Below are 22,259 nucleotides of genomic sequence, written 5' to 3'. Positions count from 1 at the left end.
CTGCGGTGGACATCCTGCTCCTAACTGACCTCAAGACGTGGCACTCAAGTGGTGCTGGGGCGCTGGGCCGGCCTGAGGAGGAAGCCGGGTCAGCGTTGTTGATCGGCTGGGTGTGCGGGTTGGAGGTTGAGTTGGCAGTGGCCGGTTTGGCAGTCGTGGAGGATGTCCTGGGCGTGGCGGCGGGCGCGTTGCAGGTCGGCGATTTTGGTGTCGATGCGGTCGATCACGGCCTGCAGGCGCCAGCGTTCGCTGTCGCAGGTGGCGCCGCCGGTGTCGTGGGCGTGCAGGGCGTCGATGACCTCGTCGAGGGTGAAGCCCATGTCCTGTAAGGCTTTCGCCGTTCGAATCCGATCCACTGTGGACTCGTCGAACACCCGGTACCCGGAGGGTCTGCGACCGGCCGCGGGCAGCACGCCGCGCCGTTCGTAGAAGCGGACCGTGTCGACGCTGACCCCGGCCTGCTGGGCGACCTGTCCGATCTTCACCCGCGTCACCTCTTGACTCTGGACCCTGGTCCAGACTCTAGAGTCCGGTTGAACGTCAACGCAAGACCAGCGACAAGGAGCCCAGCCATGCAGATCCCGGACGCGTCCACCCCGATCGTGTGCGACATGACCGACGCCCCCGACACCGACGTTGAGCGGTTGGCCGAGTATCGGCGGCTGTTCACCCACGCGGCCTACCTGGGCCGGGAACGCACCGCGGCGGGGATCCGGTTCCGGTTCCGCACCGAGCCCGGCATCGAGGCGTGGCTGCGGGACCTGGCCGCGCGGGAGAAGGCCTGCTGCGCCTTCTTCGCCTTCGACATCACCACCGACGGCGACGAGGTGCGCTACGACGCCGCCGTGACCGACAACGGCGCGGCCCGGGCCATCCTGGAGGAGTACTACGCCCTGCCCGACACCCTGGTCGAGTCCCTCGACGGACTGTCCGAGCGGCTGGCCGCGCGCGGCGTGGTCTTCACCACCGACGCCGCCGGCACCGTGCACCGGGTCCAGACCGCCGGTGTGGTGTCGGATCGGGTCGGGGGTTGACCTTCGAGTCGGGTCGAACGTTTAGTGTCGGCGCCGTGAGCACCTATCGGATCTCGGAGCTGGCGCGGCGCACCGGTGTCCCGGCCTCGACGTTGCGGTTCTACGAGCAGGCCGGGCTGTTGCCGGCGCAGCGGACCGGGTCGGGATATCGGGTCTACGGCGAGGCGGCGGTGACCCGGTTGGAGTTCATCGCTTCGGCCAAGCACCTGGGGTTGCCGCTGGAGGAGATCCGCGAGCTGCTCGGGGCATGGGAGCAGGGCGTGTGCGCCGAGCTGACCGCGTTCACCGCGCACCTGACCAGCGTGCACGAAGAGTTGCGTGCGCCGGCGCCGGTGGCGGTGTGCGGGCCGGGCTGCGGGTGTGTCGCCGCCCCGCCCGGGCCGGTGCCGGTGCGGCTGACCCGCCCGATGTCCGGGGCGGTCCGGTGAACCGGGCGGACCGGTGGTGGAAGCGGACCGGGCTCGCGGCGGCGGTGGCCTGCGGGGTGTGTTGCGCGGTGCCGCTGATCGCCCTGCTCGGCGGAATCGGGGTGGCGGGCTCGCTGGCCGCGGTGGTCGGCGTGGTCGAGGTGGTCTCGATCGCCCTGTCCGTGGTCGCCTTCGGCGGGGCCGGGGTGTTGTGGCTGCGGCGGCGCCGCCGGCGGGCCTGCCGGGTCCCGGACCGGACAGCCGAGCTGACCCGCCCGGTATGACCGTGGTCCGGTCCGTGCTGCTGTTCGTCCTGGCCGCGCTGGCCGAGATCGGCGGCGCCTGGCTGGTCTGGCAGGGCTGGCGCGAGGACCGCGGCCTGCTCTGGATCGCCGCCGGCGTGCTCGCGCTGGGCGCCTACGGGTTCGTCGCCACCTTCCAACCCGACCCGCACTTCGGCCGGATCCTGGCCGCCTACGGCGGAATCTTCGTCGCCGGCTCCCTGGCCTGGGGCGTCCTGGTCGACAAGTTCCGCCCCGACCGGTGGGACTACCTCGGCGCCGGCCTGTGCCTGCTCGGCGTCGCGATCATCATGTACGGACCTCGCCGGTAGACCCCGATCTGAATTTTCTCGCGGTGGTGTCGGATCGCCTTGAGCGCGTTCGTGGTCAGGGTGTCGCATAACCACATTCGAGGAGAACATCATGACCGCGACCTACACCTTCGACGTCTTTTCCACCGTCGACGGCTACGCCTCCTACACCAGCAGTGGCGACTGGGGCGGCTACTGGGGCAAGCAGGGGCCCGAGTTTCTCGACTACCGACTCGCGCAGTACAACCAGGACCAGCGCCTGGTCCTCGGCGCCAACACCTTCCGGCAGTTCGTGCAGCTGCTCGGCCCCGACGCCGAGCAGTCCCTGGTGGATGACCCCATCAACACCCGGATGCGGACCATGCCGACCACGGTGGTGTCGACCACCCTGCACGGTCCCCTCGACTGGCCGGACGCGACCCTGGTGAGCGGTGACGCCGTCGAGGTCGTCGCCCGGCTCAAGCAGGAGTCCCCGGTGCCGTTGCGCTCGCACGGCAGCATGTCGATGAACCGAGCGCTGATGGCCGCCGGCCTGGTCGACCGCGTCCAGCTGACGATCTTCCCTGTGCTCACCGGCCAGACCGGAGACGAGCCGATCTTCCACGGTGCGGCCGACTTCGACCTCGAACTGATCGAGAGCCGAACGTTCGACGGCCACATCCAGGAGCTCAGCTACCGGCCAACCCGGCATGCCTGAACCCGGCCCCTACTAGCCCCGGTCGGGCGTCAACGTCTGAACCACCGCCGCGCGGGTGTGCGGCGACTCCCGGGCAGGGTGGCATGCACCATGGCCCTGGTGATGTCGTGGCGGCCCCGGACATCGCGGATCTCGGCATACACCTCGTCCGGCGTGTACCCCGGACAGTCTGCGGCGGCCTGGAGGATGTACTGGGTCTTGGCGTCGTCGAGTCCGGGGTCGGCCGGTGCTTTACCACGCCGGACCCGCCGAACAACGCGGCGACCAGACTTGTCGTGGTAGACCACGCAAGGCACCTCCCCAGCGCCGTCGGATGACTCGACGTTAGGAATGTGGAGTCGTGCCGGTCCACGACCGATCCTGCGCAAGCGTGACCGTCCGATGGCAGATCCCTGCCCCGTCCTAAGCTGTCGGCTGCCGTTCCCGCTGGTAGTTAGGCGGCTACAGGGAGGTGCGGGGCACAGTGGCCGTTCATGTCGCGGTCCTGGACCCCTTGCCGATGTTTCGGCATGGCGTCGCGGCGGCGTTGTCGAGCCTGGGGCATGTCGTGGAGGAGCCCGCGGACGCCTTGACCTGGTTACGCGAACGTCCGGGCGGGATGGTGCTCCTGACGCTCCACTCCGCGGCGGACCTGGACCGGTTGACAGCGGTATGTCGCGTGCGGCCTCGCCCGCTCGTCGTCGCGCTGCCCTCCGACGACGTTTCCTCGCTGGGCGTGCGGGCCATGCGGGCCGGCGCCCGGTCGGTGCTGGCACGCGCGGCGACGGTGCCGGCGTTGCAGCGGGCGGTGTCCGCGACCCTGGACGGTGCGGCTGTCATGCCGGCCGATGTTGCCGACCTCCTGGTGGCCGAGCGCGGCGGGCTGCCCCCGCGCCGCTCGGCTCCCTCGGCGCAGCAGGTCGACTGGTTGCGGCGGCTCGCCGGCGGCTGGACCGTGTCCCGGCTGGCCTCGGACACCGGCTACTCCGAGCGCGCGATGTACCGGCTGCTCCGGGCGCTCTACCGCCAGATCGGTGTCAGTACCCGGCTGGATGCCATCGTCCTGGCGCACGAGGAGGGCTGGTTCAGGGGCTAACCGCTGCGACCCAGCCGGAACCGGGCCAGCTCCGTGAGCACGGGGGCGAGCCGTGGATCGCCGTCGGCCAGCGTCTCCACCATGAATCTCAACCGGTCGTCCAGCCCGGGTGTCGGCTCGGCCGTCTCCGGCCGTGCCCGGCGGAACGCCTCCAGCGCCGTCGCGGGTTCACTCTCGCCGAGAAGGACCGAGTGGCACCGGGCGATCCCGGTGAAGTCCCAGGCCGGGAGGTCGTTGCTGTCGGCCCGAGTTCGTTCGCTCGCCTCGTGGTGGAGCTGCCGGAAGAGGTCCCGTGCGGTGGCCCGCAGGCCGCAGCGGTGCGCGATGATCGCCCGCAGCGCGAGCTCCACGGTCTCCCGGCCGGCCACCCGGTAACGGGCGGACTCCTCGATGGTTTTGTGGGCCGCCGGGAGATCTTCCAGGTGCACGTGGATGAGGGCCAGCGTGGTGAGCCCCCGCCGCAGGTTGATCGGATCCCGGTGGTCGCGTGCGACGCCGACGCCATGCTCGGCCTCCCCCCGCGCATCGCGGTACTGGTCCCGGTAGAGGTACAGGTCGGCGGTCGAGATGAGCAGCTCCGCCCGCGCCGAGGGAGCGGGATGCGCCGGGATGAGCTCCTCGCACCTGGTCAGCATCGCCTGCGCGTTCGGGAGCTGGTCCAGCTCGGCGTACCAGCGGGCCAGCCGAAGCGCCGCGTCCAACGCCAGTCCGGGGTCGGCCTCCCTGGCGGCTTCGAAGGCATCGTGAGCAGCCGTGACCGCGGGTCCATAGTGGCCGCGCCGCTGCTGGCAGTCGGCCACACCGATCAAAGCGGCAGCACGGTCACCCTGCAGGTCATCGTCGTCGTCATCGTCGTCGTCGTCGTCGCCGTCATCGCCGTCGTCCTCGGCGGCCAGTGCCAGCGCCCACCCGTAGTGCTGCTCCGCATCGGCGAGGCGATCGTATTCCCAGAACATGGAGCCCATGCCGATGTAGATCTGGCGCATCGCCGTGCGGTACTGCTCCTCCTTGGCGATGTTGAGCGCGGCTCGGTAGGTGTCCAGCGCCGATCGGAAGTCGCCGCTGTAGGAGTAGATGTCAGCGAGACCGGCAAGGTTCACCATCTCGCCCTCCCGGTCGTCGCCGAGCTTGCCACGCACGGCTATCCGCTGGGCGCGCAGTTCCGCGCCACTGCCCCAGATGCGCACCAGGTCGTCCAGGTCCTCGATGACGCTGTGCGCCCGTTCGTACATTTCGGCCCGGAGCCAGGCGTCGACCCGTGCGAAGTGCATGTCCAGGTCCACCATGCCGTGTATGTCGTCGTCGTCCTTCTTCATCCGCGCCAAAACCTTGGCCGCCCCCAGCACGAGGTCGCGCCGAGTCGGGGATTGGCCCTCGCCTGCGTGCCGGTCACGCCCAGAGTGACCGAGGACCGCACCGATCTCGGTCTTTCGCAGGTATCGGCGGCCGTCGCGGCGCTCCAGGACGAGACGGGCCGCAACGAGCGCTCGCAGGGCCGGCTCGATCCGCGCCCCGGGCAGGTACGGCTCCAGGACGGCGATGACAGCGTTGGTAGGGACCGGGATGCCGAGGGCCGCCAGGCCCTTCGCCACCAGTTGCTGTTCTGCCGGAAGGTGGTCGACGAACCGGTGCACGAGGCGCTGATGCACCTCGCTCGCCACAGAGGACAGCCACGGTCCGACCTCCCAAGCCTGCAGCCCGGGCGGATCGCAGCTTCGCACCGCATGGAGAAGTTCGGCGAGCCGGGGATTGCCGGCCAGGAGGCGGTGAATGTCCCACAGCTCTCTATCTGCCAAGCCGGCGAGACCGTACCTGTTGGCGGGATCGAGCACGGCGAAGTGCTCGTGCAGCGACGGGGGCTCGAGTCCGTCGAGGCGGATCGAGCAGGCGGTCCCCGGCCACGACACACCCATCGCCGTCTGCGGCGGGTGCTGGGTCACGAGGACGACCTTGACGAGTGCGCGCATCCGGCCGTGCACAGCCTCCAGCGCCAGGTCGAGTTCCGAGTCACGCAGGACATGTCCCTCGTCGAGGAGGTTCTCCGCCGAGTCGATCACGATCACCGGGCGAAGGCTGCCGGCCGTGTCGAGGGCGTCCAGGGCGATCTCCAGACGTGCTCGCGCGGACGGACCGGCTACTCGATCCGACCCGGCCGGCTCGATGTCCTCGATCAGGGTCGGCACCCCGATCTCCCCGTACGGCGTGGCGTCGTGCCAGCGCACGGCTGAGCTCTCGACATCCGGGTCGGGCCAGCCCAGGTCGGCGAGCACCTCGCGGACCAGCGCGGTCTTGCCGATCCCGGGCGGGCCGCTGACCACGATGACGGAGGTGAACTGGTCCTCAAGGACCACGCGGAGGTGGTTCCGCTGGCCCGTCCGGTCGACGAAGACGGTTCCGTCCGGCACCGGCCGGGGGGTCGTCGGTGCCGCTGTTGTGCCGATCGCTCCGATGACCTTCCCGGCATCGAAGGGCATCGGCTGGCCCGCCTGCGGGTCAACCGGCCCGAGTAGGACCCCAGTGAGCCGGCCCGCCAGCCGCGAGCACCATCGGCGCGCATCCGGCGTGCCCGACGTGTACGCGGTGTGCAGCATCGCCTGCGCGAGGAGGGAGACCTTCAACTGCTGGTTCCACAGCGCCGAATCCCAGTTCTTCTGGACGAACCGGAGCGCTGGCTCGCGCAGTGCGTCAATGACCTCTCGCACGTCGCCCAGCATGCCGCCGTCGAGGCGCGCGTCGCGGTAGTCGCGCTCCAGGTAGGCGAGGAACGTCGACCGGCTGTACGAAGAACTGGCCCCGATCTCGCCGCAGCAGAGCGATACCAGCAAGGTGGCGAGATCCCGGCTCAGCGGTGCCTTCTCGTGGTAGGTGGCCAGGTCGATCAGCCGGAAGTCGGCCGGGTGGACGGTCCCGTCGCGCACCGGCACGAGAACGTTGTCTCCGTGCAGATCGCCGTGCGTCCGGCCCACCAGATAGTGGACCTCCTTCTGGGTCGCGGGCGAGTCATCAGCGAACAGCCGCCACGGATTGGGCAGCGGCGCCACCTCGTCCGGCAGGTCCAGCCAGGCGGGCTCGAGCAGACCGCGCCGTCGCGCCCAGTCTCGTAGCCAGCCTCCGGTCCGGAAGCTGTGCCCCAGTTCGGACTCGAGCAGTTCCGCCAGCGTCGAATGTTTGCTGTCGAAGTTGCGACAGGCCCATCCCTTGAAAATCTTGTCCCAGATCACCTTGCACGTGCCCGCGAGTTGGTCGAGGCCCACGGTCCCCAGCGGATCGCCGTCGGCCATGGACTGGACGATGACGAGGGCGTCCGGTGGACACCGAATTTCCGGAAAGACGATCTCGGTGAGATGTCGCTGGCGGAACTTTTCGGGTGACTGCCGCAAGGCCGCAACGTGCTGCTCACCCTCCCTCCGATGGTGCGCCGGCCCCGGCGGGCAGAATTTGATCACGCACCAACGCGGCTTGGGTTTCCCCTTCACGTAGGCAAGCTCCGCCTTCGCCAGCCTCGCTCCGGTGTAGCCGTGGCGGACAGCCGTGATGGTGCGGCTGCGGATCTCGAGGTCGTGGTCGAGCAGCGACTCGATGATCGCGGACGAGACCGTCGCGTTCTCGAACACGCGGGTCAGTTCCTCCAGGGCGGTCATGACCGGGGAAACCGTCCCTCGAACTCCCGCATCTTGACCTGGAAATCGGATCTGTCCTCGTCGTGGTAACGCCGGAAGTACCAGGCCGGCAGGCGCGGTTGGAGTCGCCGCATGTGATACAGCGTGTCCTGCACCTGACGGGCGAAGAGGGTCAACACGGCCGGGCTGGCAATCACCGGCGACGAGGGGTCGTCGATGACCGCGCGCACCAACCCGAGAACGCGCAGCCGCTCCCGGGTGCTGGCCATCTGGACGCGGTACATCTCCAGGCACAGGAGCAGCAGGCCGAGTGAGGGAACGAACCACCCGATGACCAGTTGGCTCACCTTCGCGCCGGTTGTGACGGTGAACAGGATGCCCGCCGCGGACCACAGCACCAGAATGCCGAGCATCATCTGGGCGAAGCGGAGCCGGATCCGGGAGCCCCAGGCCAGATTCTGTTCCAGACAGAAAAGCAGATCGTAGGGCGCGGCGGCGCTCGCCACGAGGTAGTAGCCCCGCAGCCGATCCTCGTCGCCGCGGAAGCGCCGGCTGAGTCGGCTCACCTCCTCCTCGCCGATACGGTCCCCGACCGCAACGCGGTTCCACGGCAGGCCGAGCACGTCGGCGTCGAACATTTCCTGAAGCGTCGCGGCGATCCCTAGGTATCGTTCGGCCCAACGTGCCATGACAATCTTGTAGATCGCGGCCCAGAGAGTGCCACCAAGGGCGACGGCGGTGCCGTATTTCGAACCCGGCCCGGTCAGCAGGCCGGCGACAGCCAGGGCGATCGAGACGCCGAAGCTCAGCGCCTGCGCCCGCTGGTTGTAGGAGTGAGCCACGGCGATGGCTTTGAGCAGACGCAAGGCCGGGACGCCGTCTTGCCGGTCGGTGATACGACGGATGCTCGTCACTGACCCCTCCCGCGCGTGCAGGTCGCCGCGGTGAGTGTCACACGCTGGATACGTCCGGCGACACAATGAGTTCCTCGCCGTACTCGACTTTCGCGCCTCAATGATCACGCCTGACCCGCATGAAAGGACGCCGAACTGCGGGAATCGTCGCTAGGGTTCGCCAAGTTTCAGGGCGCGGCCATCAGCAGCATTCCTCGGTCGCGGCGGTCGGGCAGGCTTGCGGGTCGGCGGCGAGCACCAGGCCGAGCAGATCACCCAACTCGTAGCGGGTCCGGCGGCCTTGCGGCACCGCGACGACCAAGCCGCAGCCGCGCAGGCAGGCCAGGTGGTGGGACAGGTTGGTGCGCGACACCCCGAGAGCCTCGGCGAGGTCGGCCGGGTAGGCCGGTGCCTCGCGGAGCGCGAGCAGGATCCGGCTGCGGGTCGGGTCTCAGGAAATGCTGAACAATGCGCCGTCCGTCAATGGTCGGGTCATGAAGACGCTGTGCGGATCCGGTTTGTAGTCGGCGAAGGGCTGGCAGAAGGTGAAGCCGAACTTCTGGTAGAGGCTGCGGGCGGGGTGGAAGAAGTCGGCGGAGCCGGTTTCGAGGCTGAGGCGGGTGTAGCCCTGGCGGGTGGCTTCGGTGATGGCGTGGGTGAGCAGCCGGGTGGCGATGCCGCTGCGTTGGCGGTCCGGGGCGGTGCGCATGGATTTGAGCTCGGCGTGGGTGGGGTCGAGTCGTTTGAGGGCGGCGCAGCCGAGGATGTCGTGGCCGTCTTTCATCGCCCAGAAGGTGATGTCGGGGTGGCGCAGGCTGTCCAGGTCGAGGGCGTGCTTGCTTTCCAGTGGGGTGATGGCGCGCATCTGCTGGAGGTGTTCGGCGAGGAAGGCGGCGATGGCGGGGCCGGACAGGTCGTCGACGATGATGTTCATGGGATGGGCGGGTTGTCGGGGCGGCGGCGTTCGAGGAAGATCACGTCGCGCCAGCGGCCGTGGTGGTGGCCGATGCGGTCGCGCACGCCCAGCGTGCGGAACCCGGCGTCGTGGTGCAGGGCGAGGCTGGCGCGGTTCTCGGGGAAGATCCCGGTTTGCAGGGTCCACAGACCGCCTGCGTCGGCGGCGCTGACCTGGTGGTGGATCAGGGCTTTGCCGATGCCCCGGCCGCGCCATCCGTCGCCGACGTAGAGGGAGGTTTCGGCGACGCCGGCGTAGCAGGCGCGGGGGGATATCGGGGTGGCGGCGGCCCAGCCGGCGACCCGGCCGTCGATCTCGGCGACCCAGCGGTGGTCGGGCAGCCACTTGGCGTCCAGAGTGGACCTGGTGGGCACCTCGGTTTCGAAGGTGGCGTCGCCGGTGGCGATGCCTTCGGCGTAGATGCGGCGCACCGCGGCCCAGTCGTCGGGGTCCAGCGCGCGGATGGTGACCTCGGCGCGCGGCTCGGCGGGCTGGCAGGAGCGGGGAGCGAGCACACCCATGACGGCGTCGGCGGCGTGCGGCAGACCGGTGCAGCAGGCGGGGTTGACCGTCACCAGGGTGGCGGTGCCTTCTTTGCGCAGGCGCACGAAGCCGGTGTCGGCGAGTTTGCGGAGGTGGTGGGAACAGGTGGATTGGCTGATGCCGAGCTGCTCGGTGAGCTCGCCCACGGTGACCGCGCGCCCGGCGATCGCGACGGCGTGCAGCAGCCGCACCCGGGTGGGTTCGGCCAGGCAGGCGAACCACTCGGCGTAGGTGGTGGCGTCCCGCGCGGCGAGCAGGCCCTCCGGGGCGGTGGTGGTCATGTCCTGATTATCGACATGGCTCGATCATTGCGTCAATCGACCCACGTCGATACAGGGGAGGACGCGGTGCCCGGTGCGAGTGGACAGACGCGGCAAGCGCGGGAACTCAACGCCAGCTGGGTGGCGGGCGGTGCCGGGGAGGACGGGCGGTTCGAGGTGATGATCGTCACCGACGACGGCGAGCGCCGGTGATCGCGGCCAACGTGGTCGGAACCTGGCTGACCACCACGGGCGTGGCCCGGGCCGAGGTCACGGCTGCCGCGCCGGTTGCCGGCTCAGTTGGGGGATGAGGCGGTGGGCATCGCGCCCGACGCCGCGCAGGGTGGCCGAGGCGGGGGTGCGTTGCCAGTCCAGGCCGAGGTAGCCCAGGCCGGGGTGGGTGGTGGAGATGCCCTGCCGGTGCAGGGGGTTGCCGGTGGCCGACAGGGCACCGAGCGGGCGAAGGTAGTCGAGGTCGGGCTGGTAGCCGGTGGCCAGGATCAGTGTGTCGACGTGTTCGCGGGTGCCGTCCGGCCAGACGACCTTCGTGCCGTCGAGGTGGGTGAACAGCGGGCGCGAGTCGGGCTTTCCGGCGGCGAGCGCGGCCTGGTAGGTGCCGGTGTCCAGCACCGGCGCTGTGGGCGGGTGGTGCACCCACCTTCCGACCGGCAGGCGGTCGAATCCGGTGGTATTGAGCCAGAAGTGCAGATCCCGACCGAACGGGCGTTGCGCGACGAATCGCGGCGGGCGGCGGGTGGCCAGGCTGACGCGGGCGTGGGCGGCGAGTTCGGTGGCGATCTGCACCGCTGAGTTTCCGCCGCCCACCACGATCACCCGCTGCCCGGTCAAGGGGGTGGGGTCGCGGTAGTCGGCGGCGTGCAGCACCGCGCCGGGGAAGGTGTCCAGTCCGGACAACGCGGGACGGTGCGGGTGGCCGAACCCGCCGGTGGCCGCGATCAGCACCGGCGTGGTGAACACCGCGCCGGTGTCGGTGTGCACGACAAGCCGCGGCCCGTCGGATGCGACGGTGGTGACCCGGTGGTGGGTGCGCACCTCGACATCGAGGGTTTTGGCGTAGCCGCGCAGGTAGTCGACCACCTCGTCGCGGCGCGGGTGGTGGTCGGGGTCGCCGGGAAACGGCAGGCCGGGCAGGGCGCTGTAGCGGGCGGGGGAGAACAGGGTGAGGCTGTCGTAGTAGGACGGCCAGGACCCGACCGGTTCCGGCCCGGCTTCCAGCACGATCGGCTGGAGTCCGCGGCGGCGCAGGGCGTGTGCGGCGGCCAGCCCGGATTGGCCGCCGCCGACGACGATCGCATCAGTCATGGTGGGTGGTCTCCGTTCGGGGAATGCTGGCGGCGGCGACGACCGCGGCCAGGGCGGTGAGCGCGGCCAGGGCCAGGACGGTGGGCGCGTAGCCGCCGAGCCGGGTGGCCAGGGCGGCGCCGGCCCAGGGGGCCAGGGCCGCGGCGAGGGTGACGGGGGCGGACAGCACCGCGGTGAGTTGTCCGTAGTGGACGGTGCCCCACCGGTCGGTGATCGCGGTGGCTTGCAGCAGCGTGAACAGGCCGCGGGTCGTGCCGGCCAGCACCGCCGCCACGACCAGGGCTGCCAGCGTGGTGAGCAGTCCGAGCAGGGCGATGGTGGCCGCGGTGGCGGCCACGATCAGCACGGTGCGGGTGCGCACGCTGGTGCGGCGGGCGAGGGCCGGGTAGCCGAGCCGGCCCAGGACCTGGCCGGCGCCGCCGAGGCCGAGCACGACCGCGGCGGTGGTGGTGGACAGGCCGCGCTCGGTCAGCAGCGGCACGAGGGTGATCACCACGGCGTAGGCGGCGAAGCCGGTCATCGTGGCGGCGAGGGCGAGGGCGAGGAACGCGCGGCTGCGCCGGATGGCGCCGGCCCCGCCCACTTTCCGGGACTGGTGCGGGTGGGCCGGCCACGGTCCCCGCAAACCCCAGGCGTGGCCGGGGATGGTGATGACAGCGAGGATTCCGGCGAGCACCAGGTAGGTCTGCCGCCAGTCCAGGTGGGCGGCCAGCAGGGCGGTGGTCGGGGCGAACACGGTGCTGGCCAGTCCGGCGACCAGGGTGAGCGTGGTCAGCGCCCGTACCCGACCCGGTCCGTACCAGCGGGTCAGTGCGGCGAAGGCGGGTGGGTAGAGCACGCCGCCCATCGCCGCGCCGGCCAGCATCCACCCCACGGTGAAGGCGGCGAGGGTGGGTGCGGTGGCGATGAGCACCAGCGCCGTCGTGGCGAGCACGCTGCCGGTGGTCATCACCGCGCACGGGCCGCGCCGGTCCAGCACCCGGCCCACCGCGATCCCGACCACGGCGGCGGTGATCTGCCCGAGGGAGAACGCGGCGGTCACCGCGGTGACCGGCCATCCGGTTGCGGCGGTGATGTCACCGGTCAGCACCGGGAAGGCGTAGTAGAGCACGCCCCAGCTGGTGATCTCGGTGACACACAACGAGATCAGCACCCGCCGCGCCACCGTCTGGTCCGGCGCGGCGGGTGCGGCCGCTACGGTCACGACCGCGCGGCCGGTCCGGACAGGGTGAGCAGTTCTGCCGCAGCGGGCGCGCAGCAGCCCCCGTCGGTGTTGTCGGCGGATTCGTCGAACAGACCGGCGCCGCCGCACACCCCGGTCTGCGGCAGGGTCAGCTCGACCCGCTCGGCCGCGGCGTGGTCGCCGGCCAGTGCGGCGGCGATGCTGCGGACCTGCTCGTAGCCGGTCAGCGCCAGGAAGGTCGGGGCGCGGCCGTAGCTTTTCATCCCGGCCAGGAACACCCCCGGCTCCGGATGCGCCAACTCCTTGACGCCGTGGGGATAGACCGTGCCGCAGGAGTGCACGTTCGGGTCGATCAGCGGCGCGAGCGGCCTCGGCGCCTGCAAGGTGGCGTCCAGGTCCAGCCGCAGCTCGGACAGCCAGGACAGGTCCGGCCGGAACCCGGTCAACGCCACCACCTCGTCCACGCTGTCCAGGCGGCGGCCGTCCAGGCCGACCAGGACCAGCCGCCCGGCCGCGTCCCGCTCCACGGCCTCGGTGCGGAAGCCGGTCAGCACCCGCACCGCACCGGAATCCACGGCCTGCCGGGCCCGCATCCCCAGCGCGCCCCGAGCGGGCAGTTGGTCGGTCTCCCCGCCGCCGAAGGCGTTGCCCACTCCGCCGCGGCGCAGCACCCAGGTGATCCGACCGGCCACGCCGGTCAGCGCGACCAGCGCGGTCAACGCCGAATGCCCGCTGCCCACCACCGCCACGTGCCGCCCGGCGTAGCGGGCCCGCACCGCGGCGTCGGTCAGGTCCGGCACCCGGTAACCGATCCGGTCCGCCGCGGCGCCTTCGCCGATCGCCGGCAGCCCGTCACCGCCCAGCGGGTTCGGGGTGGTCCAGGTGCCCGAGGCGTCGATCACCGCATGGGCGGTGATCCGCTCCTCGCCTGCGGTGCCGCGCACGCGCACGGTCAGCGGTTCGCTGTCCCGGCCGGCGTCGACGATGCGGTCCCGGCCCCGCCGGGCCACGCCGAGCACCTCCACCCCGAGCCGCACCCGCGCACCCAACGCCGCCGCCAACGGCCGCAGATACAGCTCGGCCCACTGCGCGCCGGTCGGATACCCCTCGTCCGCCGGGCGCTGCCACCCGGTCGCCGCCAGCAGCCGACCGGCCGCCGGCGCCACCAACTCCGACCACGGCGAGAACAACCGCACGTGATGCCACTGCGCCACCGCCGCCCCTGCCCGCTCGCCGCGCTCGAGCACCAACGGCTCCAGCCCTCGCTCCAGCAACTCCGCCGCCGCGGCCAAACCCGTCGGCCCAGCCCCGACCACCACCACCGGCAACTCGCCCATCCCGCCACATCCTTACTTCGATACTCTTCGATTCAGGCTTGTGGCGGCAACTCTATCGATCGAAACCGATCGATGCAACCATCGATTCACATCGATGCTCGCGCCGGTGGGATCAGGTGTCGAGGAGTTCGGCGAGCAGGGCACGCACCCGGCGGTCGATGTCGTCGCGGATCGGGCGGACCCGCTCCACCGGTGCTCCGGCGGGATCGTCGAGATCCCAGTCGAGGTAGCGCTTGCCGGGAAAGACCGGGCAGGTGTCCCCGCAGCCCATGGTGATCACCACATCGGCCGCCGCGACGTCGGCGGTGGACAGCTTCGACGGGATCTCGGCGGTGATGTCCAGCCCCCACTCGGCCAGCGCCTGCGCCGCCGCCGGGTTGACCTGCTCCGCCGGCTGCGAGCCGGCCGAGCGGACGGTCACCCGGCCCAGGCCATGGTGCTGCAGCAACGCGGCGGCCATCTGGGAGCGACCCGCGTTGTGCACGCACACGAACAGCACCTCGGGCGAGTGGGACACCGCCACCTCCGGCAGGGCTAGGTCAATTCCGCCATCGCCCGGTCCCCGTCCGGCCGAGTCAGCAGCGCGGCCAGCATGCGGGTGGTCTCGGGCACGAGCCAGTAGTACACCCAGGTTCCGCGGCGTTGGCAGTCGATCAAGCCGGCTTGCCGCAGCACCTTGAGGTGGTGGGAGATGGTCGGCTGGGACAGGTCGAAAGCCGGGGTCAGCTCACACACGCACACCTCGCCGCCCGCCTGGGAAGCGATCATCGACAGCAGTCGCAGCCGGACCGGATCGCCCAGTGCCTTGAACGCCGCGGCCAGTTCGACGGCCCGGTGCTCGGACAGCGGCGCTGAGCTCAGATCCGTGCAGCACCCCGCGCTCGGCAACGCCTGCTTCGACATGGCTCTATATTGACAGATCTCGAACCATGGCGCAAAGTTGCATCGACGGATGTCGATACAACGGGGAGACGACCCATGAGCGAGCAGACCACCACCGACCTGCGGGAAACCGTTCGGGCCCGCTACGCCGCCGCGGCCACCGCCGTGGTCGAGGGTCAGGTGGCCAACGACTGCTGCGGTTCGACGGCCGTGGAGGCCGAGGACAACTTCGGTGCCACCCGCTACACCGGCGCCGAGCGCGACGAGCTGCCGACCGCCGCCGTCGCCGCGTCGCTGGGCTGCGGCAACCCGATCGCGGTGGCCGAACTCCGCGCGGGGGAGCGGGTGCTCGACCTGGGCTCGGGTGGCGGGATCGACGTGCTGCTCTCCGCCCGGCGGGTCGGCCCCACCGGCAAGGCCTACGGGCTGGACATGACCGACGAGATGCTCGCCCTCGCATTGGCCAACCAGGCCAAGGCCGGCGCCACCAACGTCGAGTTCCTCAAGGGCACCATCGAGAACATCCCGTTGCCCGCCAACACCATCGACGTGGTCATCTCCAACTGTGTGATCAACCTGTCGGTCGACAAGCCCGCCGTGTTCCGCGAAACCTTCCGGGTTCTGACCCCCGGCGGCCGGATCGGCGTGTCCGACGTCGTCGCCGAGGACACCCTCACCGCCGAGCAGCGCGCCGAACGCGGCAGCTATGTCGGCTGCATCGCCGGCGCCCTCTCGATGGCCGAGTACCGTGCCGGCCTGACCGAAGCCGGATTCACCGACATCGCCATCACCCCCACCCATCAGGTCGCCGACGGCATGCACTCCGCCATCATCCGCGCCACCAAACCCACCACCGCCACCCCAGACCCCAGCACCGCGAGCACACCCGCAACTGACGCCGCGGCATGCTGCGGGGTCACCGCCTGCTGCACCCCCGCCGAGCACGCCACCGACCCGACGGTGACCGTCACCGACGCCAAAACCGCCGCCGGCTGCGCCTGCCAAGACTGAACCCAATCCCGGGCATTCAGGAATTTAGGCGGCCTCGCCGATCGGTCCGAAGTAGACGGTCGTCGGGCGTCGCGGTCCTCGCCGACGACACCCGACGACTGTCCGGTCACCTGGTCGGGATTGGGATGATCTTCGGAGCGTCGTTGGTCCAGGCGGCTTTGAGGACCTTGATGGTTCCCTGGTAGTCGGTCCAGCTGACCAGCATCGACGTCTCGGGATCGATGACCAGGGTGATCTGGCCCGAGCCGGGTGGGAGCTTGCCGCCGGGGAACTTGTCGGCGGCGGGTGGTTCGAAGGTCAGCCGCAGCACCTGACCGTCATCGGTGTTTCCGAGGTTGGTGACGTTGGGCATGGTGGCCAGCGCGCGCAGCGCGGCGGAGCGGACCGCGGGCGGGGTGGGGACCGTCCAGAGCAGGCGGCTCAGGCCGTCGGCGACCCGGATGGACAGCTCACCAGGGGGAATGTCCTCCACGGGTCGCTCCCGCCCTGGATGTTGGTATGGGTGGAGGTAGGAGTCGGTCATCCACGCCTTCAGCGCGTCGGGATCGGTGGGAAGCCGTTCGAGTTGTTCCAAGGTCAGCAGGGACGCGCCTGCCGAGAATCCAACGTCCATCCGGTAGCGGTAGGCGCCGGGGTCGCCCTCGGACATGCCGTAGTGCATCCCGTCGCGCGAGCTCCACCCGTTGAGCGTATGCATGGGCTTGGGGGACTCCGGCCCCGGAACCTGCTCGATGACGTGCCAGTAGGCGCCGGTGCTCGCCGGCTGGGACTGGGCGACGACAGCGGCGTTGAGCAGGACCTGCGGGCCGGACAGTTCGCTGGCCGGCGGGCCGGACGCCTGGCCGCCCGGCTGCTGCGGTTGCGTCGGCGGTGTTGAACCGAGGGCCATGGCGACGGCGACCGCTGCTGTCGCGGCCACGGCCGTGCCGCCGGCGAGCCAGCCCAGCCGCACGCGGCGCCGCCGTGGCACCGGTGCCGGAGCGCGGGCGGCGTCGATCTCCCGCTGCAGCGCGGCCCTGGCCGCCAGGCGGGCGCTCGGCGACGGCGGGTCGGGTGCGGCCCAGGCGTCCTTGAGATCGGTGAGATCGTTCATCGTGGTCATCCTCTCGTGTGGTCACGGTCGTCGGTGCGGTCCAGCGCGGCCCGGATCCGCTGGCGCGCCCGGTGCAGCCGGGAACGTGCCGTCCCGGCCGGGATCCCGAGCGCCCGGCCGGCCTCCTCCGAGGTCAGTTCGGCCCAGGCGACCAGCAGCAGCACGTCCCGGTCCCCGTCGGAGATCTCGGACAGCGCCGCCGCGAGCGGGCCCCGGCGGGCCACGGCATCGAGCCGGACGACGACCTCGTCGGCGTGACCCTCGCTGGTCTCGCCGGTGCCGGTCCGGGCCATGGCCCGGTATCGCCGCTGTTCGGCGCGGTGGTGCCGGGCGATCAGGTTCGAGGTGATCCCGTACAGCCACGGCCGCGCGTCGGGATGCGCCAGGTCGTACCGGTGCCGAAGAGCGAACGCGGTCAGGAAGGTCTCCGAGGCCAGGTCGTCGGCCAGGCTCCGGCCCAGCCGTCGCGCGACGTAGCCGTGGATCTGTGCGTAGTAGCGGTCGAACACCACGGCGAAGCACTCGGGTTCCCGAACGGACCGCCCGATGATCGCGGCGTCGGTGTCCGACGCTGGAGACATCCGGGCCGCCGCGGTCATCCTGGGATCATTCCGGTCATCGTCTGCCTCTCGCCGTCAGGGACTCTCACCCCTCCTTCGCCGAACCGCCCGGCAGTGTTCACGGCCGTTCCCGATCACACGCCGGCGCCACCCCAAGATCGGCCGGAGGCCGGCGCGGCAGGCGCCGGCCTCCGGCCGGTTTGGCTTGGGGTTCGGCAGGCACTGTGAAACGCGCCCGAGTAGTACATCCAGGCCGCGATCAGGCCATTGTTGAAGTACATTTACTCATTCGTGGGCCGCGTGCGGTGTGCGAACGTAGCGGTATGTCCAAGACGAGTCAATCGACGAAGCGGTGGCCGGTGCTGGGGGTGCTGCTGCAGATCGGCGGCGCCGGGGCAATCGGGGCATTGCTGCTGCCGTACGGGTTTACCTTTTTCCTGGTCGCGGGTTGGGCTGGTGGCGGCGGGGCGGCGCTGGTTGTGGGGATCGTGTTCAGCGTTGTGGTGACCGGGTTTCTGGTATTGGTCGCGTCGCTCGTGCCGGAGGCGTCGGGCATGACCCGGACGATGGGCGGACGGGTGGCGTGGGCGCTGATCGTGATCGTGGTGGGAACCGTCGTCTGGTTTTTCGCGTTTATCCACGACGACGCGAGGGAATTGAACAGCAACGTCATGATGACGTTCCCGTTCAGCGCGGTGCCCTATGCATTGGTTGCGGCCTGTTGCTGCGCCCGGGAAGCTCAGCCGAGGTCGTAGGTGTCCGGGTAGTTGACGGTGCAGACCAGGGCGTCGCGGCGGGGGGGATGGCCGCCGGTGGGGAGCAGGGGGGTGACGTTGTGCTCGAACATGTCGTCGCGGAAGATGATCAGGTCGCCAGGGCTGAGCTCGACCTCGAAATGAGGGTCGGGCTCGTGCGGGACGAAGAGTTGGCTGCGGGCGCCGGCGCCGACCTTGTCCACCACGTAAACGATGATGAACTCCTCGCCGTCCCGGTGGGGTTTCGTGACGACGTTGGTGAACGTTCGGAAGAAGTTCAGGCCGAAGGTTCCGCTGAGCTGCCGGTCGGATTCCGGGACCAGGGCCAGCACGCGGCGGATCCAGTGGCTCAGCACCGGGTCGAAGAGGACGTCGGCCCGGGTGAACTCCCGCCGGCCGGGATGGTCGCCGCGGTCCTCGATGGCCACGGTGTGGTGTTCGGCCAGCTTGACCTCGTCGCCGACCCAGTCGTAGCGGACCACGTCCCGGGCGCGCAGCCGGTCGGCCGGAATGTCGTCGGGGTAGCTGCGCAGGACCTGCGGGGTGAAGAACGAGTCCCTGATCTGCTTGCGGTGGAACACCGGCAGCCCCAGGTCCTCGTCGCGGATCGTCGCGTACCCGACCCGCCCGAGCTTGGTGCGGGCACGGTGGGCAATGTCCCGCCTTGACCCGCGAATGCGGAAGGCCATGAGTGTCGTCTCCAAACCCAGAATCAGCTGAACTGCCCGGATTGGATCTCGCGGATCAGCGCACGCGAGTTTTCCGGGGACAGCGCGGCGTTGCGTAGGTCGTCGTAGTGCCGGCGGTACTGATGCACGATTTCTGGTGTCTCGATGTGCCGGAACCCGGCGTGTGTCTCGATGTTCACCACGTCACGGTCGAGGGCGTCACTGAACTCGAAGTAGGCGTACATGCAGGTGCTGGTGAACAACGGTGGGGCGGTGAACGGAAGCACGCGGAGCTCGATGTTGGGCTCGGTGGAGCGTTCCACCAGATGGTCGAGCGCGGCGCGCATGGTCTGCGCGCTGCCGACCCATTGGCGCAGCGCGCACTCGTGGGTGATCGCGATGAGCCGCAGGGGCGCCATGCCTTCCCGCGCGGTGAGCGCATCCTGGCGGCGCAGCCGCAGCCGCACGAGTTGGTCGAGCTCGTCCGGCGATCGCCAGGGCTCCATGCTCTGGTACTGGGCGAGGGCGTAGTCGCCGGTCTGCAGCAGCACCGGCAGGACCGGGATGGTGTACACCCGGGCCACGGCTGCCTCCGACTCGTAGGCGACGTAGCCGTCCAGGCCACGTTGCATCGAGTCGGCGTAGTCCGCCCACCAGCCCTGCCTGCGGGAGCTGCTGACCCACCGCATCAGCCGGGTGGCGAGCTGGGTGTTCTCCACCCCGTAGTGGCGAATGAGGTCACGCACGTCGCGCGCCTGCGGGCTGCCCTGGCCGTTTTCCAGCCGGGACAGCTTGGAGGTGGAGATGAGCAGATCGGTCGCGACGTCCTCGAGGGTCAGCCCGGCCTCGTCGCGCAACCGCCGCAGCTCCAGGGCGAGGCGGCGGCGGGGCAGGATCGGGTTCTGCTCTGACATGGTCGACCCATCCGTCCAGGGAAGGCCGCCGTGGGATTCCCACATTGGCAAGTCAGCAACCTACACGCCCATCGCTCTACCGGTACCTCGACCCGCCATATGACCTCACGTGGCTATCTAGGGCCGACATTCTGGACAGACTGTAGCCACTGCTGGGACATCATGCTGGGATCAACGCGATGGGAATTGCAAGAACAGCTTCCCAAGCTGCATACTTGCATCGTCAGGTGGTCCACGGGAGAGAGGACCTACCTATGTATGTGACCTTCAAAGTCGGCTCCTTACTCCGCCTGCTCACCATCACCGCGGTAGCGGCCGCTCTCGTCGGCGCCTTCATGGCCACTCCTCGGATGGAAACCCCCACCACGCCCCAACCCGCCCCGACCCCGACCACCCAGAACCTGATCAACGCTCGCCCATGACCGGCGCCGGGGGTCACTTCGGGTCGGGCGTGCAGACGGTCAGGAACGACTTCTGGTTCTCGCGTTGGACGTCTGCGGCGTCCATCCAGCCGCGCTGGCCGAACAGGTAGCTTCCGGGCGGGTGCTGGGCCGACTCGCGCAGCACCTGGGCGACGTCGACCCGGGCGCCGTGCGCCTTCGGGCCGTCGACCGAGAAGGAAATCGAGTCCGCCTTGGTCCAGTCGTAGTCCGTGGGCAGCGGTTTCTGGACCTGGAGCGGTCCTCCGGTGTCCGGGGATCCTCCGGTGGTCCGCAGCAGGTCCATGCGCTCCACCAACACCCCCGGCCGCGGCGCGGTCCACACCTGCTCCGTGCTCTCCCGGGTTCCGGAGTCGAAGATCAACCTCAGGCCGGTGACGCCATCGCACGGGGTGCCGGTCCACAGTTTCAGGACGCCGTCGTCGACCCGGAACCCGGCCGCCGGTGGCAGCGACGGGGCGAACTGCGCCTTGGTCTCACACGCCGCGGTCACCGCCGCCACGAGCAGGGCGGCGCAGGCGACGCGCGGCCAGCTAACGGTATCCGCCATCGGAGAGCCCCGCGTCTTCCTCGGTCTCGTTGCCACCGGTGAGCTGCTCCCAGGCATAGGAGGTGATGAAGCCCGAGTAGCCTTCGCGCGCCCATTGTTGGGAGTGGCGCTCCTCGTGGTGCAGCAACCGATCCATGTCGAGATCACCCCGGGTCGGCCCGTCGTCGCCTTCGTACCACGCGTGGCCCGACGACGCCACCTCGCGGAGTTGCTGCGCCGGATCCTTCGGGTCGTCGATGTTCAGCATGAACGTGTCGCCCCAGGTGGTTCCGCCGCGTTGGCTGAACTGGTCCTGGATGGGGCTGCCGCCCAGGCCCATCATCATGCCGTTCGGGGTGGTCACCAGCCGTCCACCGTTGCCGTGCACGAATCCCACATCTTCGGTGTAGCTCCAGGAGTTCTCCCGTTGCCGGTCGGCGATCCGGCGCAGCTCCTCGGATCCGTACGGGGTCGGTGCGAAGTCGGTCGTCTCGCCTTCGGCGCCGTAGTCGGTGCCCGCGTTCAGGATGTAGGTCATCCGCACCGCCTTGGCCGCGTCGTCCCCGCTGATGTCCTTCGGCATCAGGAAGTACGACTTGAAGGTGCCGTCGCCGTCCTCGTCCTCGCGGATCTCCTCCATTCCGTCGAGGATCTTGAAGTCCGCCGGCGTGATGTCGTGTTCGGCGGCGATCTTCTTGATCGTGTCGATCGAGACGCCCCGGCGCACGGCGTTCTCGAGCCACTGCCGGTAGTGGCCGGATGCCGGCGGCCCGGTCAGCAACCCGGCGTCGCGCAGCGCCTGCTCCATCTCGACCACCCCGGCCTCGATCTCCCCGCCCTTCCGGGCGCCCGCCAGGGTGGTCGCGCCGTGGTCGCTGATCTTGCGGTCCTGCGCGAGTCGCATCACCCTGGCGAGGGCGGCGTCGATGTTGTTCGCCGTGTTGAGGATCGACCTGGTTTCCCGTTCCAGTTGCTTCCTGATGGTTTCGCGATGCTGTTGGGCCTCGGCGCGGTCCTCGGCCTCGACCCGCGACCTCGGCGCGGGGTCGGCGGGCTTGTTGTCCACGATGGCGCCGTCCGCGGCGATGCGGAACTGGTAGGTGTCGGCGAGGGAGTCGTTGTTGGCGACCCGGGTCCTCAGGGCGGACACGTCGTCCGACGCATGCTGCAGGGCGCGTTCGACGGCGGACAGCTCCGCGATCAGGATCTCGGCGTTGTTCCGGGTGGCGCCAAGGGAACTGCGTGCGCTCTCGCCCGCGGCTCCGTGCCAGTCGGGCAGTCTCCTGGCGTCGTCGAGCTCGTCCTGCAGCCCGATGAGCTTGTCGCGACGCCCACGCAGGTTGGTGGCCGACGTGTCGAGCGCCTCGGCGTCCCACCTGCGGACGTCGTCGTAGCCGATGGTCATCCCCCGAAGGCCCCTTTCGCGGCGTCCTCGTTTTCGGAGTATGCCTTCGCGGACAACGAGACCGACTCGCTCCACCGGTCGAT

26 protein-coding genes and 1 pseudogene are annotated in these 22,259 nt (G+C 70.0%); 9 read left to right on the top strand and 18 right to left on the bottom strand.

The window, feature by feature from the left end:
* Positions 1–89: 89 nt before the first annotated feature.
* Complete coding sequence (locus tag VFO68_RS05990; protein WP_325157147.1) at positions 90–485, bottom strand: MerR family transcriptional regulator; 396 nt, start codon at positions 483–485, stop codon at positions 90–92.
* Positions 486–572: 87 nt separating this feature from the next.
* Here VFO68_RS05990 and VFO68_RS05985 point away from each other — a divergent pair, with 87 nt between their 5' ends.
* The 5 genes from VFO68_RS05985 (at position 573) to VFO68_RS05965 (ending at position 2,730) form a co-directional block, all read left to right on the top strand.
* Positions 573–1,034 (top strand): hypothetical protein, encoded by a 462-nt coding sequence (locus VFO68_RS05985; RefSeq protein ID WP_325157146.1) that lies wholly within the window; start codon positions 573–575, stop codon positions 1,032–1,034.
* Between the two features lie 35 nt (positions 1,035–1,069).
* Positions 1,070–1,462 (top strand): MerR family transcriptional regulator, encoded by a 393-nt coding sequence (locus VFO68_RS05980; RefSeq protein WP_325157145.1) that lies wholly within the window; start codon positions 1,070–1,072, stop codon positions 1,460–1,462.
* On the top strand, positions 1,459–1,725 hold the full coding sequence (locus tag VFO68_RS05975) for a hypothetical protein (RefSeq protein ID WP_325157144.1): 267 nt from the start codon (positions 1,459–1,461) through the stop codon (positions 1,723–1,725). Before VFO68_RS05980 ends, VFO68_RS05975 begins: the two co-directional genes overlap by 4 nt.
* A complete protein-coding gene (locus VFO68_RS05970) occupies positions 1,722–2,054 on the top strand; it encodes a YnfA family protein (RefSeq protein WP_325157143.1) in 333 nt (110 codons plus the stop codon). The genes VFO68_RS05975 and VFO68_RS05970 overlap by 4 nt, the downstream gene beginning before the upstream one ends.
* Before the next feature lie 91 nt (positions 2,055–2,145).
* Entirely contained in the window at positions 2,146–2,730 is a 585-nt protein-coding gene (locus VFO68_RS05965; RefSeq protein ID WP_325157142.1) for a dihydrofolate reductase family protein, read from the top strand.
* Between the two features lie 29 nt (positions 2,731–2,759).
* Here the strand turns inward: VFO68_RS05965 and VFO68_RS05960 are convergent, their stop codons facing one another.
* Positions 2,760–3,017, bottom strand: a complete 258-nt coding sequence (locus tag VFO68_RS05960) for a hypothetical protein (protein ID WP_325157141.1) — start codon at positions 3,015–3,017, stop codon at positions 2,760–2,762.
* 371 nt (positions 3,018–3,388) lie between these two features.
* Between VFO68_RS05960 and VFO68_RS05955 the strand changes: the two genes are divergently transcribed.
* Complete coding sequence (locus tag VFO68_RS05955; protein ID WP_325157140.1) at positions 3,389–3,805, top strand: hypothetical protein; 417 nt, start codon at positions 3,389–3,391, stop codon at positions 3,803–3,805.
* On the opposite strand, the gene VFO68_RS05950 is transcribed toward VFO68_RS05955, so the two are convergent.
* From VFO68_RS05950 to VFO68_RS05930, 5 genes and pseudogenes are all read right to left on the bottom strand, one after another.
* The gene (locus VFO68_RS05950; RefSeq protein WP_325157139.1) at positions 3,802–7,446 is read right to left on the bottom strand and encodes an AAA family ATPase; all 3,645 of its coding nucleotides are present in this window, start codon (positions 7,444–7,446) and stop codon (positions 3,802–3,804) included. The two genes, VFO68_RS05955 and VFO68_RS05950, sit on opposite strands and share 4 nt — an antisense overlap.
* Positions 7,443–8,339, bottom strand: coding sequence for an S-4TM family putative pore-forming effector (locus VFO68_RS05945; RefSeq protein WP_325157138.1), 897 nt, complete (start codon positions 8,337–8,339; stop codon positions 7,443–7,445). Before VFO68_RS05945 ends, VFO68_RS05950 begins: the two co-directional genes overlap by 4 nt.
* Positions 8,340–8,520: 181 nt before the next feature.
* Positions 8,521–8,769: pseudogene (locus VFO68_RS05940) on the bottom strand (winged helix-turn-helix domain-containing protein); the annotation flags it as partial.
* Complete coding sequence (locus VFO68_RS05935) at positions 8,770–9,252, bottom strand: GNAT family N-acetyltransferase (RefSeq protein WP_325157137.1); 483 nt, start codon at positions 9,250–9,252, stop codon at positions 8,770–8,772. It abuts the pseudogene before it with no gap.
* Positions 9,249–10,097 carry a metalloregulator ArsR/SmtB family transcription factor gene (locus VFO68_RS05930; protein WP_325157136.1) on the bottom strand — a complete coding sequence of 283 codons (849 nt, stop codon included), beginning with the start codon at positions 10,095–10,097 and terminating at the stop codon, positions 9,249–9,251. The genes VFO68_RS05935 and VFO68_RS05930 overlap by 4 nt, the downstream gene beginning before the upstream one ends.
* 66 nt (positions 10,098–10,163) lie before the next feature.
* Here VFO68_RS05930 and VFO68_RS05925 point away from each other — a divergent pair, with 66 nt between their 5' ends.
* Complete coding sequence (locus VFO68_RS05925) at positions 10,164–10,289, top strand: hypothetical protein (protein WP_325157135.1); 126 nt, start codon at positions 10,164–10,166, stop codon at positions 10,287–10,289.
* Positions 10,290–10,346: 57 nt separating this feature from the next.
* On the opposite strand, the gene VFO68_RS05920 is transcribed toward VFO68_RS05925, so the two are convergent.
* The 5 genes from VFO68_RS05920 to VFO68_RS05900 all read right to left on the bottom strand — a co-directional run bounded on the left by VFO68_RS05920 (position 10,347) and on the right by VFO68_RS05900 (position 14,822).
* Complete coding sequence (locus VFO68_RS05920; protein ID WP_325157134.1) at positions 10,347–11,399, bottom strand: NAD(P)/FAD-dependent oxidoreductase; 1,053 nt, start codon at positions 11,397–11,399, stop codon at positions 10,347–10,349.
* Positions 11,392–12,603, bottom strand: coding sequence for an MFS transporter (locus tag VFO68_RS05915; RefSeq protein WP_325157133.1), 1,212 nt, complete (start codon positions 12,601–12,603; stop codon positions 11,392–11,394). Before VFO68_RS05915 ends, VFO68_RS05920 begins: the two co-directional genes overlap by 8 nt.
* Positions 12,600–13,919, bottom strand: a complete 1,320-nt coding sequence (locus VFO68_RS05910; RefSeq protein ID WP_325157132.1) for an FAD-dependent oxidoreductase — start codon at positions 13,917–13,919, stop codon at positions 12,600–12,602. The genes VFO68_RS05915 and VFO68_RS05910 overlap by 4 nt, the downstream gene beginning before the upstream one ends.
* Before the next feature lie 112 nt (positions 13,920–14,031).
* The gene (locus VFO68_RS05905; RefSeq protein ID WP_325157131.1) at positions 14,032–14,436 is read right to left on the bottom strand and encodes an arsenate reductase ArsC; all 405 of its coding nucleotides are present in this window, start codon (positions 14,434–14,436) and stop codon (positions 14,032–14,034) included.
* 17 nt (positions 14,437–14,453) lie between these two features.
* Entirely contained in the window at positions 14,454–14,822 is a 369-nt protein-coding gene (locus tag VFO68_RS05900) for a metalloregulator ArsR/SmtB family transcription factor (protein ID WP_325157130.1), read from the bottom strand.
* A 75-nt stretch (positions 14,823–14,897) separates the two neighbouring features.
* Between VFO68_RS05900 and arsM the strand changes: the two genes are divergently transcribed.
* Positions 14,898–15,812: an arsenite methyltransferase gene (gene arsM, locus VFO68_RS05895; protein ID WP_325157129.1), complete on the top strand. Its 915-nt coding sequence runs from the start codon at positions 14,898–14,900 to the stop codon at positions 15,810–15,812.
* A gap of 106 nt (positions 15,813–15,918) precedes the next feature.
* On the opposite strand, the gene VFO68_RS05890 is transcribed toward arsM, so the two are convergent.
* Positions 15,919–16,905: a hypothetical protein gene (locus VFO68_RS05890; RefSeq protein ID WP_325157128.1), complete on the bottom strand. Its 987-nt coding sequence runs from the start codon at positions 16,903–16,905 to the stop codon at positions 15,919–15,921.
* A 5-nt stretch (positions 16,906–16,910) separates the two neighbouring features.
* Positions 16,911–17,504, bottom strand: a complete 594-nt coding sequence (locus tag VFO68_RS05885; protein WP_325157127.1) for an RNA polymerase sigma factor — start codon at positions 17,502–17,504, stop codon at positions 16,911–16,913.
* Positions 17,505–17,788: 284 nt separating this feature from the next.
* On the opposite strand from VFO68_RS05885, the gene VFO68_RS05880 reads away from it, so the two are divergent.
* Positions 17,789–18,220 carry a hypothetical protein gene (locus VFO68_RS05880; RefSeq protein WP_325157126.1) on the top strand — a complete coding sequence of 144 codons (432 nt, stop codon included), beginning with the start codon at positions 17,789–17,791 and terminating at the stop codon, positions 18,218–18,220.
* On the opposite strand, the gene VFO68_RS05875 is transcribed toward VFO68_RS05880, so the two are convergent.
* The 4 genes from VFO68_RS05875 to VFO68_RS05860 form a co-directional block, all read right to left on the bottom strand.
* Entirely contained in the window at positions 18,205–18,909 is a 705-nt protein-coding gene (locus tag VFO68_RS05875; RefSeq protein WP_325157125.1) for a 2OG-Fe dioxygenase family protein, read from the bottom strand. The genes VFO68_RS05880 and VFO68_RS05875 overlap by 16 nt on opposite strands.
* A gap of 23 nt (positions 18,910–18,932) precedes the next feature.
* Positions 18,933–19,802: a helix-turn-helix transcriptional regulator gene (locus VFO68_RS05870; protein ID WP_325157124.1), complete on the bottom strand. Its 870-nt coding sequence runs from the start codon at positions 19,800–19,802 to the stop codon at positions 18,933–18,935.
* Positions 19,803–20,237: 435 nt separating this feature from the next.
* Positions 20,238–20,792: a hypothetical protein gene (locus VFO68_RS05865; protein ID WP_325157123.1), complete on the bottom strand. Its 555-nt coding sequence runs from the start codon at positions 20,790–20,792 to the stop codon at positions 20,238–20,240.
* Positions 20,776–22,176, bottom strand: a complete 1,401-nt coding sequence (locus tag VFO68_RS05860) for a hypothetical protein (RefSeq protein WP_325157122.1) — start codon at positions 22,174–22,176, stop codon at positions 20,776–20,778. Before VFO68_RS05860 ends, VFO68_RS05865 begins: the two co-directional genes overlap by 17 nt.
* Positions 22,177–22,259 lie beyond the last annotated feature (83 nt).

The organism is Actinophytocola sp. (assembly GCF_035712165.1).
Lineage (GTDB): Bacteria > Actinomycetota > Actinomycetes > Mycobacteriales > Pseudonocardiaceae > DASYTH01.
The sequence above is the reverse complement of the archived record's forward strand: the minus strand, read 5'-3'. Positions and strand labels throughout refer to the sequence as shown.